Source organism: Paenibacillus sp. TCA20 (genome assembly GCF_000732325.1).
GTDB classification, from domain to species: Bacteria; Bacillota; Bacilli; order Paenibacillales; family Paenibacillaceae; genus Paenibacillus; species Paenibacillus urinalis.
In genome coordinates, this window is the sequence record NZ_BBIW01000001.1 from 775,542 (window position 1) to 792,375 (window position 16,834).

At 45.6% G+C, this 16,834-nt stretch carries 17 protein-coding genes and 1 riboswitch; all 17 genes read right to left on the reverse strand.

Annotated features, from left to right (window positions below; translation table 11 throughout):
- Nucleotides 1–126: 126 nt before the first annotated feature.
- Entirely contained in the window at nucleotides 127–1,734 is a 1,608-nt protein-coding gene (locus tag TCA2_RS03680; protein ID WP_047910155.1) for a PH domain-containing protein, read from the reverse strand.
- Nucleotides 1,731–2,228: a PH domain-containing protein gene (locus TCA2_RS03685; RefSeq protein ID WP_047910156.1), complete on the reverse strand. Its 498-nt coding sequence runs from the start codon at nucleotides 2,226–2,228 to the stop codon at nucleotides 1,731–1,733. The genes TCA2_RS03680 and TCA2_RS03685 overlap by 4 nt, the downstream gene beginning before the upstream one ends.
- A gap of 289 nt (nucleotides 2,229–2,517) precedes the next feature.
- Nucleotides 2,518–3,270, reverse strand: coding sequence for a metallophosphoesterase (locus TCA2_RS03690; RefSeq protein WP_047910157.1), 753 nt, complete (start codon nucleotides 3,268–3,270; stop codon nucleotides 2,518–2,520).
- Between the two features lie 381 nt (nucleotides 3,271–3,651).
- On the reverse strand, nucleotides 3,652–4,074 hold the full coding sequence (locus TCA2_RS03700) for a hypothetical protein (protein WP_047910159.1): 423 nt from the start codon (nucleotides 4,072–4,074) through the stop codon (nucleotides 3,652–3,654).
- Nucleotides 4,071–4,268: a hypothetical protein gene (locus TCA2_RS03705; protein ID WP_047910160.1), complete on the reverse strand. Its 198-nt coding sequence runs from the start codon at nucleotides 4,266–4,268 to the stop codon at nucleotides 4,071–4,073. The genes TCA2_RS03700 and TCA2_RS03705 overlap by 4 nt, the downstream gene beginning before the upstream one ends.
- Nucleotides 4,269–4,286: 18 nt before the next feature.
- Nucleotides 4,287–4,718, reverse strand: a complete 432-nt coding sequence (locus tag TCA2_RS03710) for a GNAT family N-acetyltransferase (RefSeq protein WP_047910161.1) — start codon at nucleotides 4,716–4,718, stop codon at nucleotides 4,287–4,289.
- 46 nt (nucleotides 4,719–4,764) lie between these two features.
- Nucleotides 4,765–5,502, reverse strand: a complete 738-nt coding sequence (locus TCA2_RS03715; protein WP_047910162.1) for a WecB/TagA/CpsF family glycosyltransferase — start codon at nucleotides 5,500–5,502, stop codon at nucleotides 4,765–4,767.
- A gap of 16 nt (nucleotides 5,503–5,518) precedes the next feature.
- Nucleotides 5,519–6,235: an HAD family hydrolase gene (locus TCA2_RS03720; RefSeq protein ID WP_047910163.1), complete on the reverse strand. Its 717-nt coding sequence runs from the start codon at nucleotides 6,233–6,235 to the stop codon at nucleotides 5,519–5,521.
- The gene (locus tag TCA2_RS03725; protein ID WP_047910164.1) at nucleotides 6,226–6,765 is read right to left on the reverse strand and encodes a nucleoside deaminase; all 540 of its coding nucleotides are present in this window, start codon (nucleotides 6,763–6,765) and stop codon (nucleotides 6,226–6,228) included. Before TCA2_RS03725 ends, TCA2_RS03720 begins: the two co-directional genes overlap by 10 nt.
- Nucleotides 6,766–6,993: 228 nt before the next feature.
- Nucleotides 6,994–10,728 carry a non-ribosomal peptide synthetase gene (locus TCA2_RS03730; RefSeq protein WP_047910165.1) on the reverse strand — a complete coding sequence of 1,245 codons (3,735 nt, stop codon included), beginning with the start codon at nucleotides 10,726–10,728 and terminating at the stop codon, nucleotides 6,994–6,996.
- A gap of 20 nt (nucleotides 10,729–10,748) precedes the next feature.
- Nucleotides 10,749–12,512, reverse strand: a complete 1,764-nt coding sequence (locus TCA2_RS03735; protein WP_047910166.1) for a methyl-accepting chemotaxis protein — start codon at nucleotides 12,510–12,512, stop codon at nucleotides 10,749–10,751.
- Nucleotides 12,513–12,676: 164 nt separating this feature from the next.
- A riboswitch (cyclic di-GMP riboswitch) is annotated at nucleotides 12,677–12,761 on the reverse strand.
- A 286-nt stretch (nucleotides 12,762–13,047) separates the two neighbouring features.
- Nucleotides 13,048–13,542, reverse strand: a complete 495-nt coding sequence (locus TCA2_RS03740) for a GNAT family N-acetyltransferase (RefSeq protein ID WP_047910167.1) — start codon at nucleotides 13,540–13,542, stop codon at nucleotides 13,048–13,050.
- Between the two features lie 93 nt (nucleotides 13,543–13,635).
- Entirely contained in the window at nucleotides 13,636–14,694 is a 1,059-nt protein-coding gene (locus TCA2_RS03745) for a GNAT family N-acetyltransferase (RefSeq protein WP_238546271.1), read from the reverse strand.
- A 51-nt stretch (nucleotides 14,695–14,745) separates the two neighbouring features.
- The gene (locus TCA2_RS03750) at nucleotides 14,746–15,255 is read right to left on the reverse strand and encodes an isochorismatase family protein (protein WP_047910168.1); all 510 of its coding nucleotides are present in this window, start codon (nucleotides 15,253–15,255) and stop codon (nucleotides 14,746–14,748) included.
- A gap of 202 nt (nucleotides 15,256–15,457) precedes the next feature.
- A complete protein-coding gene (locus tag TCA2_RS03755) occupies nucleotides 15,458–15,874 on the reverse strand; it encodes an AAA family ATPase (RefSeq protein ID WP_202964126.1) in 417 nt (138 codons plus the stop codon).
- Between the two features lie 8 nt (nucleotides 15,875–15,882).
- Nucleotides 15,883–16,503, reverse strand: a complete 621-nt coding sequence (locus TCA2_RS03760; RefSeq protein WP_047910169.1) for an NUDIX hydrolase — start codon at nucleotides 16,501–16,503, stop codon at nucleotides 15,883–15,885.
- Between the two features lie 28 nt (nucleotides 16,504–16,531).
- On the reverse strand, nucleotides 16,532–16,834 hold a 303-nt coding region (locus TCA2_RS03765), incomplete at its 5' end, for a GrpB family protein (RefSeq protein ID WP_047910170.1).

Below are 16,834 nucleotides of genomic sequence, written 5' to 3' on the forward strand. Positions count from 1 at the left end.
TGGATCCATGAAATCACCAACTCCCTCTCAACATGTTATTATAAAAAATAACCCAGCCTTAAACCACGTGGATTACAGGCTGAGTTATTTTCCGAGAATATCCTTTATAGCTATTGTATCTGTTATTCACTGCTCATGTAGAGTTGAAACATCCTTGGACCGTTCCATATACCACATGTAAAAATGATCTGCTGCTTGCACCGGTACATCCTGCGCTTTATGATGAAGGACAGGCTTTGCACGATTGGTGGTTTGGATGGAAGCCAGGTCTAGACGGCGCTGGAGTATGCCTTGCGTTACTTTGACTTCGGTGATCTTGGCTCTCTTGGAAATAAACAGACTTGTAGCAAATCCTCCGCTCTTAAACTGAACGAAATGCTCTCCAATGCTGTATCTGCAGTTGAGATAATCCAGTACTCTCCATAGCACGACACAGACAAGCAAGCCAGCGGATAATACCCACCAAGCTTCATCCCAGCCAAATAGGTTCGGCTTAAAATAAACGAGCAGCGCTGTTGCAACGATCCAGATCCAGCTTGGCCTCACAAGACGCAGCCATAACGATGTACGAGGCAAACGCTGCATATCGAGAGATACTTCATAGGCCGGCAGCATCTTGGGGATCATGGCGTGGACTTTGCTCACCGGTAAAAAAGGATACAGGCTGTTCACTTCATGCTCCGCTTCCCCCACACTGCCTGCCGTGACCAGCTTGACCTCTGCCAGTCCGAGCAGCCTCTTGATGAAGGATTGGGTAATTTCAATCGCCTGTACCTTTTCTTTTGCAATGGAAAACGCAGTTTGCTCCATGACCCCTTTGGCAATATAGATCCGTTCCTCATCTGAAGAAATTTCAAAGTTTCCGTACTTAAGAAATGTAGTCACGATCCCAAGAATGACAGCCAGCACGATGATTCCGGCAATGACCAATGAGGTCATCCACCAAGAGGATAACACCGTGGACAGTATCCCCTCGGCCTGCTCCTCGATATCGATAAACTCCTGCACATTAGAGTACAGTGTCCCCACAATGGGAATAAGGACCAGGAAACTGAGCGATGTAAAAGAAGCCTTTAATACTTCCTTCCTGGTCGGCTTGAAATGGAGCGTGCGCTGCTGTGCTTCAGGAGCTTGTTCATAAGTCGCGGCATGGACCGTGTCGTGGGCCTGATCCGAAGAATCTTGTATCTGATCTGCTGTCAATTCGATCTCGTTCTCATCATTTGGAGCGCTGTCCATTTCGTTAGTTGTGTTCTTGGAATGCATAGCAGAAGCGACACGCTCTTTATTCACTTGGTCAGCGATGTACTTCTCAATGCGATCTGCTTCGGCACGAGATATCACTTGAAACTCCACAGCCGCTTCGTCCCCCGTCATCCCTGTCTCAAACCTGATGGAGGTCACCTTAAAAATTCGATGAAACAATGAAGCATGACGGTTTACATTTTGAATTTTTCTGAATGGAATCGTGCGCTTCGATTTGACGAATACCCCTTGCGCAAGATGAAAGGAGGTATCATCGAGGCGGTAACGCTCGGTGATCCAGCGCCACACGATAGTAATAAGACAACCCACGATAACCAGATAAAAAAGCCATCTTCCGTATATGACCCACTTCGCTTCGGAACCCATTTGGATAACAAACAACAAAATAATAATGGAGAAGGTATTTTTAATCAGCTTCCATACTTCAAATAGAATTAACAATGGATGATAACGTTTATCTTCGGTCATTCATCCACCTCTTTTATTTTGGCATAATAAGCGATTTGGTCTCTCAGGTCCAGCGCAACCTGCTCAGGCAGAATAGGAATACTGTGTGAAGATCCCATCGTATCTACCGATAAAGCGTACAAATTATATTTGCGAAGCAGCGGACCCTGACGGGTAGCCACCGATTGAATCTTGGTCATGGGAATTAGCTGATGGACCTCAGTCAGCGTACCGAACTTCAGCTGGAGAAACTGCTCTGTTACATCATAGCGCCAGTGTGCGTATAGCAGCTTGGGACGGATCAAGATATCCCAGACAGCATAGAGCACCGAGATGATCGTGAGTCCGATGAGAACCCAGCCGATCCAAGCATACCAGGAGAAATAATAGTCGAGAAATAACAACACCCCGAGTACTACAAACCCGATCACATTACTGATTACTGCACTGATCCACCATATTTTGACCGCATTGTCTGCTAATCGCTGCTGCGGCTCTTTCGTTTGCGAGTACAATGTACCACCTCTTATTCCGACCACCCTTATGTCTTGGTCTTCGTTTCGTCTGAATGATCGTCTAATGACAATTTTTCATATATACCTTCATTTAATGTAACAGGAGAATACTCATTTGAAAATGCTAACTCATTAATTGGTATGACTTGTTTCTACATGCTCTTCTTTGAGCCATTCATTTTTGAACTGTTCCAGCAGCTCACCAAACAAAGAATTAATCGTAGAATGAAACGAATTCACATTCATATACTCCCCCCTATCAGAGCTTGAGTCATCAGAGCAAACACTCTCAACCCTTAACAAGTGCTCTTCCTGTCATAATGGCATAAGCATAGTCGTTACGCCCGTTCTGGTTGGCAATGTCAGCCGCACGTTCCCAGTCATAGGCGATTTGGAGATGTGCAATATCCCAAGAACCTCGATCGTTTCGCGTTAGTATGACATATTTGGCGTGAGGACTACCCGATTCCATTACATGTGGAACAGGCAAATCATCTTCGTATGCGGGAAGTCCGACACTCCCTGCGTTAATAACGATTTTATCATCCAGCAGGAACTGAGTCCTGCTCACGTGACTATGCCCGCATATGATATATTGCTCCTGTATAGAGCGAAGCTCGTCCGAGAGCAATTCAGCACTTTTATAGACAATACCTGATTTAGTAGCTTGCTCCAATAAATAGGTACGATTAGATCCTGGCGTTCCATGGCAAAACAAGATATCTTCATACTTCCACGTTGACTTATAGCTGTGGACCCACCTGAGCAGCTCTGAATCCAGCAACGGTTTGACAAATTGATATGTAAGAGAATCGCTATGATCCTTCAATAATTCCTCGTCACAATTGCCCATGATATGAATCATCTGGTCGTGATCCATCAAGCGCTGAGCAGTTCCTATTGGATCGATTGGTCCGAACAACGAATCTCCCAGATTCAAAGTAATATCTATATCTCTCGTTTCAATATCCTTCAGCACCGCATTTAAAGCATATACATTACTATGAATATCTGAAATGACTGCGATCTTGTTGTACAGCATTTTAGCTATCCCCCTGCTTTTTTCAATTCAGGATGAGATTTATATTTCTTTCCCAATACCCTTATGTTTATATTTGTGCTTTAGTGATCTAATCACCAGCAGCACGCTATAGATTGCAGCAACATTAATTATGAATGGTAGGATGTCAATGGAGATATTGTCGAGAATCCAAGAACCATTATTAGGTGCGCGATCATACCGAGTAATATACTTGAACGGAACTCCAAATTCTGTTCTTTGATTACCATCAAAAGCCTGTCTTCCCGGTATGAATAATACCAATAACACGGTCAGCCAAGCGGATAGATTCAATAATCTGAAATGGATGTACATCGCAGAACACTCACCATCCTTACAGAGATTACTTTTCAAGACATCTTCTCAATGAACGGGTAACACCTGCTCGGTTGTGATTTTAAAATTTTGAATATCGAGGTCCTCATCAATGATTTGTTGCTTAGACATCCCTTCCGTATTTAGATTAAAGAGACCTTCAATATACACAGAGGCTTCTGGCTCTATTGTTTGGTTCAGCTCCATACGGATGTCTTGACCTTCCAATCGCTCCATTGCTGCTTTCGACAGAACGGGTTCAATAGATGAAACAGTAATGGGCTCCTCGCTCAAGTTCCATAGTGTAAAATTGTAGGAAACGATGGTGCCATTAGCTCCCCCGCCGAAAGCAACCATAAGAGATCTGACTTCAAGACCTTCTTGCTCTTGTTCACCCACCAAAGAACAGCCTGAAATAATTACACCAAAGAGTAACAAAATAAGTGTATAATTTATTCCTCTCTGTCTCATTTACCCTCCTTGCTCTTCAAGTGGATTCTTCGCTGTTCTTCCAGCTTTAATTTGATCTGACAGAGGTATGTATCCAACACACGGATCCGGTGACAGCTAACGAAATGAATGCAATATAGCAGCACATATAGTACGGTGAGGAAGTCCCCGTTTGCCCTAAGCTTCTCACTGCTGGAATCTACTAGCCTTTCCATATCCGCCTGCCTCCTACATTACTTTATTTCACGGTCATGAATGACGCCGAACATGCCGGTCATGCCTTGATGCATATTAAAACCGTATTTCTGATAAAAGCTTTCTTTGCCCTGAGCGGAAAATAGCCCGACAAATGCCTTCTCAGCCGCATGCTCACTTAAATATTGCTGGATCGCCCTCATGATCAGCTGTCCCAGCCCCTTACTCTGATGCTCCGACTTCACGACAATATCCTGGACGTAGAAATACATGATGCCATCGCCCACGACTCTTCCCATGCCGACAGCCTCTCCATTATATTCTATAACAACGCCATAGCAGGAATGCTGCAGTGATTGTTCAGCTGCATCAAAATTCATGACCTCTTGCCAGCCGACTGAACTGCATAAATCAATATATTCCTTCACACTTGGCATCCTGTGAATCGTTTGATATTTATGTTCGGACATTGTCGTTCGATCTCCTATTCATTGTCTTGTTGTCTGATCACTCGTCTTAATTTGGATCTCTGTAAAGAATAGCTCTCACTGCAAATCTTGGCAAGATCAGCTGCCTTCTCCACCTTGAAGGCTGATTTATAAGTCTGTACATCCACTCCAGATTCAGCCTCTGCCAGATGCGGGGTGCTCTTTTTACTCTTCCAGCTATAATATCAAGCGTGCCTCCAACGCCGATCGCGATCCGCGCATTCAGTTGATCTCGGTGCTTATCGATCCATTCTTCCGCATAAGGCGCGCCGAGTGCAACGACAAGGATATCCGGATTCGCTGAACTGATCTCCTCTAGGATTCGCCCTTCCTCGGAAGGATGGAAGAAACCATGATGCCTCCCCTTTATGATGGCACCAGGGTAGGATGATCGTATATTCGCTTCCGCGGCATGGCTCGTCTCCTCATCCGCACCTAGCAGATAGAAAGACCAATTCTTCTGATGCCCGGCGGCAAGAAGATGATAGAGAAGATCGCTGCCCGTTACCCGCTCAGGAAGGGGATCTCTTTTGACCCTTGAGACCATCACAATTCCTGCACCATCGGCGGTAAGCAGCCCGGCACGATCTACAATCTGACGAAGCGCAGCATTATGCTGACAGGACATCGCGATCTCCGGGTTCAAGGTAACGACATGGTAAAGCTCTTCCCGCTGCTTCTCTATGACCTCACTCAAGATTTGGACCGTCTCTGTCATCGTGAGCTTTGGAACTGGAATGCCCATAATTTTCGAATAGTTCTCCATGATGATAACCTCGCTTCTATACTTTATGTCCTTCGTTCGATGCATTATTTAATCCTAACGCGTTCTCATATATCGGCACTAACTCCTGCAGGTTTCTGATCGACTTGTGTGGCTTATGCTCGAGCTGATCATCCCATACGTTGTCTCTTGCCATCCATATGGCCTGAATGCCGCATTTTACTGCCCCTGCTACATCATTCTGAGGATGATCTCCGATGAACCATACATCCGCTGGGGCCATGTTTAACCTTTGTAACGCGATGGCATAGATATCCGGATGAGGCTTCTTTATCCCTGCTTCCGCTGATATGATCACGGTATCAAAATAGTCCCGAATTCCAAGCTGAGCAATCTTAGCGCCTTGCACCTGGACCGAACCATTTGTGATGACAGCCATGGGTACGCCTTTGGACTTAAAATAATCCAGAACCGGATATAGATGCTCCATCGGCTTAATGCAGCGTGGCAGCTCTTCTTTGAAGAAGGCAATGTACTCCTCAGCCGTGGGCGGATCAGACCAGCTGAGCTGACTTACCAGCATATCGTATACTTCTTTTTTATCACGGTAGCCATTCTGATCTGCTTCTCTAAACCGTTCAGCGATGAAGGCTTGCCTGCTTGCATCCGCTTGAGGGAAGTACGTTGTAATGAATCTCGAAATATAGTCTTCAATGGAAGCCTGTCGATCGGACAGCGTATCATCCAGATCAAATATTAATGCTCTTACCGGCACGAAGATCCCTCCGCTTCTTGATTCCAATGGGTATCCGTATAGCCGCGATTGATATTCCACTCTGCCAGCAAGGCTCTTTGACGCTCTTCTAAATCTGGATACGGTGCCGCGGTGTACTCAATTTGATTAAACAAATCATCATATACAGGAAGTGGACTGCCCGCGTTTTTAAACCTTCTGAACGCACCAATCTCTTCATCATTGGCTGCCCACACTACTTTTCGAATCAACGACAATACGATTGTACCTGTACACATCGGACAAGGCTCACAAGTAGTGTATAACGTCAGACCATTGTTGGGTATGAATTTACGGGTTGCTGGGTTTACGATAAGCTGTCCTGCTTGTCTAATCGCATCCACTTCGGCATGGGCTGTTGAATCACATTCCGAAAACACCCGATTTCTTCCCCTGCTGATGACTTTACCGTTCTCATCCACAAGGACTGCTCCAATGGGAAAGGTCCCTTCATCTCTTGCTATCATCGCTTCTTCAAATGCCATCATTAAGTATGTATAATCTGTGTCCATCACTACACTCCTTTGAATTAAAGCATCTGTTGTGCTGTGTCTAATTTATTATATAAAAAAGAAGGCCCGGCCTCAGATATCTTCTATCTTGGGCAGGGCCTCGGAAATCATTACGAGCTTATGTACATAAAGCCCAACATTCCATTATTATACAATTGTTGAATACAGCTTGAAAACCTAATCTTGATATTCCTCTATTTCTACTGATGCTCGAATCCATTTCTTAACTTATCTTGTAACATTATCAAATGAATTCGGTTGAATAAAATATCCAATCTCCACCGCATGATGAATCAGCTTATTAAAGTACGCCGCGTCTGGCTCGGCACACTGCACCCCAGTGCCTGCAAGGAACTCCATCGTCTGCGGACATGTGTACCGGAACATGGAATTCTTCGCTCCATCCCCTTCCAGCTGAGCCATCGCAAGTTCGACTCCAGCTGAATCCTTCGGTTCGTTGGGATTAAGCAGCCAGCCCTCAAACTCTTTCAAGTCCATTAACGTGATGTCATAGCCAGCGTCTGTAAAGTACTCGACCATACGCTCATATGGAATCGTAACCGGATTACATATGTGAAAGACTCTTCCTACGGTCTCATCCTGAAGCGCAAGCGCGGTAACGGCTTGTCCTGCGTAGTCGATCGGAGTCATATCCACTTCCCATCGAACCCGAGGGGCTCTTCTCAGCAGCAGCATCGCCTTCAGCATGCGGTAAAAGGCGTTGTTATCGATATTATTTTGGAATACCCCATTATCTGAGCGGCAGGATAAATTACCCACTCGATAAACATTCACCGGCACTCCTTCTTCACCCGCCTGTATTACCAGTTTCTCCGCTTCAAGCTTGCTATTCGTATATACATTCTCGACATATGATGTCATATAGTCGTTCCCTTGAACGATGTCGGCCCATTGTCCATTCTCAGCAAGCTCTTCCGGAATACCAAGTGTGGAAATAAAGTGGAACCGGATGCCACTTCCTTCTCTCGCGAGAGACAGCAGGCGATTCGTGCTCTCTACATTCACATTAGCAAAATGCTTGGCATCTCCAAAGTGTCTCACATCCGCACCGCAGTGGATGATAGAATCAATCTGCTTAGCCACCAGCATTTGGTCTGCCTCACTAAGCCCCAGGTTCTCCTTCTCCAGATCTCCTTCCAATACAACAACCCGGTTCTCGATCCATTCTGCAGATTCACTGCCGAAGTAGCCCTCCATAATGTGAACCAAACGTGAGTAGGGATCGACTCCCGAAGAAGAGCGAACGAGACAGTACACGATAGCATCTGAACGCTGAAGCAGCTCTGCCAGCAAATGAGAGCCTAAATATCCGGTTGCTCCGGTTAGCAAAATGTTTTTCTGTGCAGACCTCTTTATGCTGAAATGATCTGCAGTACCAATGACTGCCGGATGTTCTGCTAAATCCTCAATCGGACGATTGACGATATCTATATCCCTGGCATCCTTCTCTACCGCCTGATTAAGCTCCTCGATCCGCTCGGCCAATCTGGCAATCGTTGGATACTGGAAGAAGTCATTGATCTTGAGCAATGGATAGCTTGGCTTCAGCAGAACCAGAATCTCAAGAATCTTGAGCGAGTACCCGCCAATCTCGAAGAAATCATCATGAATACTGATTCTCTCTAAGTCCAGTACCTGCTTCCAGGACGCTGCGACCGCTTGCTGAATCTCATTCTCCGGTGCCATATATATCGAATCATACTCATCTGCCTTAAGTTCATAAGCTGCGAGTTGTTTACGGTCCACTTTTCCCGTAGGAGATAACGGCATTTCCACTACATGCTGCATATACGTAGGAACCATATATCCCGGAACCTTCTTACTTAGATATTGCACAAGAGCCTTCTTAGGTATTGCTGCCCCATCGTTCGTTGTATAAAATGCCGCTAACAATTTGTTGCCATCCTCAGTAATTGGAATGACTGCAACGTCCTTGATATTCTCGTGCTTGGCAAAACTATTTTCAATCTCACCAATTTCAATTCGGAATCCTCTGATCTTAATCTGCGAATCCCGTCTGCCTCTGTATTCAACCTGTCCATTCGGCAATAGCCGCACCAAATCACCAGAGCGATAAAATTTCTTCCCTGAACCCGGTCGAATCGGATCTGAGATAAATGCTTCCTTCGTCTTCTCCGGCTGGTTCAAGTAACCTTTGGCTACACCTACAGAGCTGATTAGCAGCTCTCCTGTTACTCCGATGGGACACAGGTCATTGTTCCCGTCCACAATATACAGCTCGTAATTGGCAAGCGGAGTCCCGATCACAATCGTGGAGACATCCTCCGGCACGGGGTAGTCTACCTTATGTCCGGTTGCAACAACGGTAATTTCGGTAGGACCATAGAGATTCGTCACCGGAATCTGCAGCTTTTTCTGAAACATCCGTACCGTCTCTCCTGTCAGGGCTTCTCCCCCGACAGTGATGCTCTTAATCTTCTCATATTTTACTGCGGCATCTTCCGGCAGATAGGCGGCAAGCCTGTTAAAGAATACGGTTGGCAAAATGGCGATACGGGTCGCTTCTAACTGCTCCACAGCTTCTGTAAAAGCGTCGATAGAGAACCGTTCTTCATCGGACAGCAGATGCAGTCTGGCACCGCTCCCGATCGAACCGAAGATATCATACACGGAAGCATCGAAACTGAAGGTAGAGTACTGCAGAATCATATCCTCTTCCGTTAAGCCAAGATCCTGCTTGGTCGCCATCGCCAAATTGACAACCCCTTTATGGGCAATCAAGGCTCCCTTCGGCTTGCCTGTTGATCCCGAAGTATAAATGACATAGGCCAGATCATCCTCGTCAATACGGATCGCTGGCGCCGTCTCGGAATAGGAACCGTCAAGCTGATCTAAACAGACGATTTCCGGTCTATGCTCGAATCCGGCAAGCAGTGAATCCAGCTTCGGAATATAGCTGCTCTCGGTCAGGATCACCTTCGATTTCGTATCTTCGATGATATATGCATTTCTCTCCTCCGGATGGGTCGGATCAAGCGGGATATAAGCTCCTCCAGCTTTCATTACACCCAGCAGGCTTACAATCGTCTCTAAGCTTCGCTCCATAAAGAGGGATACAAATTCACCCTTGCGTATCCCCTTCTCCAAGAGCATATTTGCAACTTTGTTTGACAGCAGGTCGAGCTCCTGATAAGTAAGCTCATCCTCATTCGCGGACAAGGCGGTTCGATCTGGAAACTGTGCAGCTACCGAAGTGAACATGGACACGATGGTGGTCTGCTCAGGGACACTCATCTTCGTGTCGTTCAGCACATCGTAGGCTCTCCAGTCTTCTTCTGTCAGAATGGGAAGACTAGAAATCGTCGTATCCATATCTCCATCTTCAAGCACACCGCTCAATAACCGCTCAAAGTGCTGCATGTATCGGCGAATGGTAGCTTGCTTGAACAGCTGCGAATCATACGAAACATGAAGGAGCCAGGTATCCGGCCCCTCCTGCACGTACCAATTCAGTCTGCTGGCTTCATGATGAAGCTTCATGCCGTATATCGTTTGATATTGAACCGTGTATCCAGCTATATGCTCCACATCCGCATGGCTCAGCTCTGTTGAATCCAGTTGTACAAGCTTATCCAACACCTGCTCATACACACGTCTGAACGAATCTGTTCCACTTATGGAGATACGCATGGGAAGAAGCTGTTCTCTTCTGTTTTGCACACCAATCAGCATCTCATTGTCCTGAGTCATTCGGTGCAGGAATACCGCGTATCCGGCAAGCATCCATGCCTTCATATCATATAGTTCACTGTAACGCTTCAGCATTACGGGCTCGAGGTTCAGTACCTGTTCTGTCTGAGCTGCTGCCTGCTTGGCATAGTTCAATGACCCATCTGTATACAAATGAAATCCAGGCAAAGGCAGCTGCAGCTCGTCAGACCAATACTGCTTGGTTTGTTCTAACAACATGGTGGTATTCAACAGATATCAGCCCCCTTTTATTATTGCACTCTAAGTTTGTCTACTAATGATTCTAATTCGCTTGCAACCTCATTCATTTGTTCCGCTGAATCAAAAATCTTGGCAAAAGCAGCCTGCTGCTCTTGAGCACTACGCTCAATTTGACCGGAGACTACTGAATTCTTCTCAGCCATATCCGCGAGTGATTTAATTGAAGCTGTAATTTGCTCTGTTTCTGCAACCATCTGCTGTGTAGCCGCAGATACTTCTTGAATTTGACTTGTGACGGAATCGGTTGAAACCAGAATGCCTTTGAAGATCGAGCCGGTTTCTTTGACGATCTCAATACCTTTGGCTACATTTTGCTCTCCATCACCAATGGCCTCTACAGCAAGAGCCGTCTCATCCTGGATGTATCCGATCAATTCTGCAATCTGATCTGCCGATTTCTTGGAGGCTTCGGACAGCTTCTTCACTTCATCCGCTACGACCGCAAATCCTCGTCCCTCTTCACCAGCTCTTGCTGCTTCAATACTTGCATTCAGAGACAACAGGTTCGTCTGTGAAGCAAGCTCTGTAATCACTTGAACGATCTGGCCAATTTCGCCGGAACGCATCTGCAGCTTCTCAATAATATCTACCGAGTTCTTAACCGAACGATTGATGGAATTCATCTGCTCAATGACCTGATCTACATTCTGATGTCCTACCTCAGACTGCTCCTTCATCTGCAAGGATATCTCGGACAGCTCGGACGTATTTCCGGCAATTGTGGTCACACCGGATGAGATCTCTTCGAGCGAAACAACGCTCTCTGATATCGACACACTTTGCTTCGCAACACTATTGGTCATTTCTTCAATATTTTTCGTAATATCTACCGTATTTTCGTTGTTAACTTCAACCGCACTGAACAAGAATTTGGATTGCTCCGCGGATTGCTCGGATACCCTCTTGATCGTAGTAACCAAACGACCGATGTTACTTGCTGTGGTGTTGAATTTCTCGTTGACTTGTCCAAGCTCATCATCACTCGTTCTCAGCTGTACGGTAAAGTCACCCTTACTTATCTTATCAAGTGCACCCATCAGCTCTTTGACCGGCTTGAAGGTCTGTCTAAGTGTAATGTATTGCAATGCAAGAACGATAACGAGCGTAATCAGCAGTGCAAGAAGTGTGTATGTCAGCAGCTCCTGCTTGCCTGTTGCAATCAGACTTGCATCCACATCAATTCCCATATATGCAAATACTTCGCCTGCTCCATTCACAAAGGGATACAGTACCGTAATCCATGTACCATAATCATCGTTATAAGCAGCGGTGTAGGCTATTTCCTTGGTCTCAAGCATCTCCTTCACGCCGTCTGCATGAATTTGAGGCTGTGCGTACATGTCGCCAAGTGCCATATCTTCTGCAGCGAACATCTCAAGCACTGCAGTTGGCAGTGCAATGATCGAGGTTTGCGTACCCTCTTCCAGCTCCGGTCCAAAGATATAGCCTTGTGCTACATTGGGATGGGTCTTGGATAACTCATCAAATACAGCCGTAATTTGCTGTTGAATCGGAGAATTCGGATCCGGGTTATTTTTCGCTGCTTCCGCATCTTCCACAGATACCTGGCTTCCCAGAGCCTCCATTAATTTTCCGGAATCGGATTGAAGCTGTTTGGTCAATACATTACCTTGAATAAACTGACTGCAGCCAATAACGACAGCACCTGTAATAATGATATAGAAGCTTGTGAGTATCATATTTCTAGCAACAATGCTCAGGTTTTTGAAGCTCCATTTTTTTAACTTACTCATGTCTGACAGTTCTCTCCCTACTCATCCATATGTATTTCTATTTCATCTTAAATTGCATGGTAAACCTTCCAGCCTTGGTCGTTGTTGTCTACTTCCTCCTTTCTCATGGATTGCTTTAATAAACAAAAAAATGAACCTATGGACAAAATAATGCCATGGCTCATTCAAGCAACTGGCTGACATTTCCTTACGGAAGTAGTCCCTCTAGCTTTGCGTCACTGCTTTTCAACAGCTTTGCCACGTATTCAATTTACAAGTAGTGCTTAAGAACTATATAATCTTACCTTCACTAAAAGTAAACTGGTGTTCACTTTTTCTAATCGGCTTTTTTTGTTAGTTTTTTAATACTATAAGACTATTTTTTGCATAAATTCTCTATTCTCAAGTTAAATATGACCCCGTCATGACTAGTTTCTAATTGCAAGGAATTATTTCACATTTCGACAAAAAAAGCCCCCATTCCTAAACGGATGGAGACTCTAACCTATTTTATAATCCCTAAACTAAAAAATTTGAATCGATCTTTGAAAGGAGATTACTCCTTCTCATATAAATTGATCTTCCAGCCATTATCCCAGTGGAGCAGCTTCTTATGGATATATCCAGAAGTTACATAGTACTGATTTAGCCTCTCGTTATCTGCCATGCAGTCCAGCCTAATCTGCTTCTTTCCTTTACTTCGTATGTAATCTTCTGCCCACAACAACAGCTCTCTGCCTACGCCTTGACCCAAATGTGATCTCTTGACGGCAAACCTGTGAATATATCCGGACGACACCGCATCATTCAGATCGCCCCAGACAACCGGGTCAGACCAGCAAATGTACAGCGTACCTATGATGATCCCGTCCATTTTTGCCACAAAAAGCTCCAGCTCACGATCCATAATCAATTGTTCGGTCTTCGCGAGGTTAAATTCATCAGGATGCCACTGGTTGATCCCTTTGGCCTGTATCCAGCGGGCCGCACCTGTCCACAGCTCTAATATTTCTGGACCATCCGTTAATCTTGCAGGAAGTACTTCAAGCATGAACCGATTCCTCACCTTCTGTGTCAGCGAATCGTAAAACTCTGAATTCTCTTTCCTTGTTCGTATCTGACTGTAAGATCCTCGCCAGCGGCTTCAGTCAGGACCCGATTCCAAAATGAGATCTACTTTTACATTTGATTCGAGTTTAGCTGCTTTGTTCACTAGAGCATTATTCTCTTTAGGCAGTTTCTTTACCATCTTATATCTTCCCGGCACCGGCTTATATCCCAGCAGGTCTCGATTGATGTGAAGCATGGGATGGTTCAGAGAGTCATTATTCGTACGCAAGTACTTGATCTTCAACTGCTTCGCAAGCTGTACAGCGCTTACCTTCAATGCAAATCCGATCCCTCTGCCGCGGTACGCTTTATCTACCCCTGTATACTCATGGTACATGCTCTCCGTGGAGGTCTGATGCAGCAGATGCGCTACTCCGACGTAACGATCTCCATCCAGGGCGATCAGCACATACTCGGGCCTTGAGCCGGGCAGCTCCAATGTCCACTTCTTCCATTCGTGAAAATCAAAATAATTTCCGCTAATTCCCGGAATATCTCGGCTCGTTCCTTTATACAGCTCATACAGCTTCTGTTCGGCCTCTGTCTCTAGCATCTCGGATAAAGGCTGAATAACAATAGAGGACTGTGAAGGCATCGATGATTCCAGGCCATCATTCGATAGCTCTAGGACAGATTCGAATTGATGTCTTTCTCGTTCAAATCGACGATGCTCGGCAAATGCGATAGACGAAGCATCATTATCGTTTACTTCATAATTCAGCTTGCTTGCTCCGTTCAGGACAGCCCAATTCTCAAGCTCTTTGTACAGTGCTCGGCCAATGCCTTGCTTGCGGTAATCCGGATGAACAGCCAGAAGATGATTCAGCTCTCCTGCCTCGGTCCAAGGCGCTCTCCAGGATATTCCGTAGCCCACAACCTCGCCTTTCTCATTCACAGCGACCAAGCGATACCGGTCAAATCCGGCAAGTTGTCCGTCCTCATTGATCCAAAGTGATCCGGCAGCAGGAATTTTGGCATCCTCGTCAGCCAGATTCTCTGCAGTTGTCGGTTCAGAGAAAACATAACCGAGAATCTCCGCGATGGAAGTATAGTCTTCTGGAGTTCTGATTTTACGAATGATATAGCTCATCATGTTCCCCCAATCTCATATTCAGCAGCATATAAAAAAAACGCCCACCATATATTAATTCTTCGGGTGGGTAAGGCTTGCTGCAAATAACTCGACGACAGTATAAGATATGATCTGCCTGTCACGATATGTCGTTTGAACTGCATCTTCCCTTGAACTTAGAATACCTCCTTGCAGCATCGCCGTGTTGAAGCCCCTCTCGATGGCACCATTATATGTGAAGAGCACACAATGCTCCGCCGCGAAGCCAGAAACGATGACGAGCTCGACACCTTTTTCAGTAAGCATCGATTCCAGCTCTGTCTGCCAGAATGCATTGGAATGGACCTTGTTAACGGTGGTATCCCCAGCTTCTACATGTATCTCTGGTATAAAATCATAAGCCGCATCGTCAGGATGATCTGCACCTTCTATATCCTTGATATGGACGACGACCTGATCATTCTCGCGAAGCCGATCCGCTACGTAATTGATATACTCACAGGCATTGTGCTTATCCTGCGGTTTAACCTGGTCCTTCAGTAATAGCTCCTGCATATCCACGATCAGTAAAGCAATCTTCAAATCGTATCCCCCATTCATTTTTCTAATCCTGTAATTCACTATACTTCATCACGGCTCATTCGTCTTGGTAGTAAATTTCTATAACCATCTTGTCTCCTGCAGGCTAAACAATGTCTTGCTTATCTCAACTTGATCTAATGATATACCGTATCTGCTCCACTACCTGATTCATTGTTACAATGCTTGTATCTATTAGAGTGGTTTACATATGCTCATACCCTTGGAGTCTATCCACGCTTCGCTTAATCTCTTCCTCGGTTCGCTGATCCTGCTCCATTCTCTTCCTCAAGGCAGTCTCAGAGCAATTCAGCGTGATCGTATCGACTTGGAACTCCAGCCCACTGAGCCTGTCCAGCAGTTCATCCCTGATCTCTTCCTTATGCAGAACCCAGCTCAGGATGACGTAGTCAAATGTGGAATTGGTAAGATAATTACGAAGCAAATAGGTAATGTTGTCCATGACCATCCGAATGTTCTCCTCACTGAACACCCAAGGATTCATCATCCAGCACCAGTCTCCATCGAGCCAGACGGATCTGTCCAGTGATTTATGGACCTCTTTGCTTACCGTTGTTTTGCCGACACCCATCGTTCCGTTAATAATAATTAATTTCTTCATTGCCACCTCTAGTCACAAAATACGTCCCTTGAAGGATCTCTCAAGTCATTGAACAATGCCTTAATCTGCTTCTCGGTGTTTCTGTCGATGGAGAGCTCCGGCAAATGATCCTCATCAAAAAAGCCAACATCTGATGTTTCCACACCTTCTTGAGGTTTGCCGCCAATGAGCTCACATCGAATAAACATCTTGTATACATAAAAGGGGGACGGCGGATGATCGTGGAACTTCTTATCATATACGCCAAGCAGGCGGACAGCCTGTACTTCATAGCCGGATTCTTCCCGCACTTCCTTTACAACAACCTCTTTGGGAGACAGCCCGATGTCCGCCCAGCCCCCAGGAAGCGCCCATGCTCCATCGATCTTTTCTTTCACCATTAGAATCTTATTGTCTTGAAAAACAACCCCGCGGACGTCCACCTTCGGTGTTGCATATCCAGTCTCACTTGCGAAAAGGTCTCGGATCTGATCGACTTCCACATCCACATATTCTTTCATGATTTCGATGCTGATTGCTCTAAGCTGCTCAAAACGCTCCAGGTCATATACGTCCTTCGAATAAGCCAAACCGGTTTGACTAATGGCCTGAATCTGCTGTGCCCACGTGAGCCATTTAAGCTGCTCCATTGACGTCTCCCCCTTGTAATAGACTAGATTACAATATCAAGCCCTTGCTATGCAGTTTTGCAATCAATTGCTTATCTTCCCTCGCCTGCTGGATCGTCTGGATAATAAAATCCGATTTCCCTTCGGTATAGGCCACACGGTCATAGATATGCGCTGCTTGCAGTTTCTTTTTGAGCCGATCATATTCCTGTTTGACTTCTTCATGGGAGTTCAGATACTCGCGGAACAGCAACTGGTTAATCCAATGCGGACCCTTGTACTTGTACACATGCAAGTGATGGGTTCCAGCTCTCCATTTTCCTTTTCGAAAAAAGAGCCGCTCTGGAAATTC

Bases quoted from the DNA above. Each gene is read 5' to 3' on its own strand.
- TCA2_RS03700 (WP_047910159.1), bottom strand. From the start codon at position 4,074: ATGAGACAGAGAGGAATAAATTATACACTTATTTTGTTACTCTTTGGT.
- TCA2_RS03745 (WP_238546271.1), bottom strand. From the start codon at position 14,694: ATGATGAGCTATATCATTCGTAAAATCAGAACTCCAGAAGACTATACT.
- TCA2_RS03735 (WP_047910166.1), bottom strand. From the start codon at position 12,512: ATGAGTAAGTTAAAAAAATGGAGCTTCAAAAACCTGAGCATTGTTGCT.
- TCA2_RS03760 (WP_047910169.1), bottom strand. From the start codon at position 16,503: ATGGAGCAGCTTAAATGGCTCACGTGGGCACAGCAGATTCAGGCCATT.
- TCA2_RS03740 (WP_047910167.1), bottom strand. From the start codon at position 13,542: ATGCTTGAAGTACTTCCTGCAAGATTAACGGATGGTCCAGAAATATTA.
- TCA2_RS03725 (WP_047910164.1), bottom strand. From the start codon at position 6,765: ATGGACACAGATTATACATACTTAATGATGGCATTTGAAGAAGCGATG.
- TCA2_RS03690 (WP_047910157.1), bottom strand. From the start codon at position 3,270: ATGCTGTACAACAAGATCGCAGTCATTTCAGATATTCATAGTAATGTA.
- TCA2_RS03755 (WP_202964126.1), bottom strand. From the start codon at position 15,874: ATGAAGAAATTAATTATTATTAACGGAACGATGGGTGTCGGCAAAACA.
- TCA2_RS03710 (WP_047910161.1), bottom strand. From the start codon at position 4,718: ATGTCCGAACATAAATATCAAACGATTCACAGGATGCCAAGTGTGAAG.
- TCA2_RS03680 (WP_047910155.1), bottom strand. From the start codon at position 1,734: ATGACCGAAGATAAACGTTATCATCCATTGTTAATTCTATTTGAAGTA.
- TCA2_RS03715 (WP_047910162.1), bottom strand. From the start codon at position 5,502: ATGGAGAACTATTCGAAAATTATGGGCATTCCAGTTCCAAAGCTCACG.
- TCA2_RS03705 (WP_047910160.1), bottom strand. From the start codon at position 4,268: ATGGAAAGGCTAGTAGATTCCAGCAGTGAGAAGCTTAGGGCAAACGGG.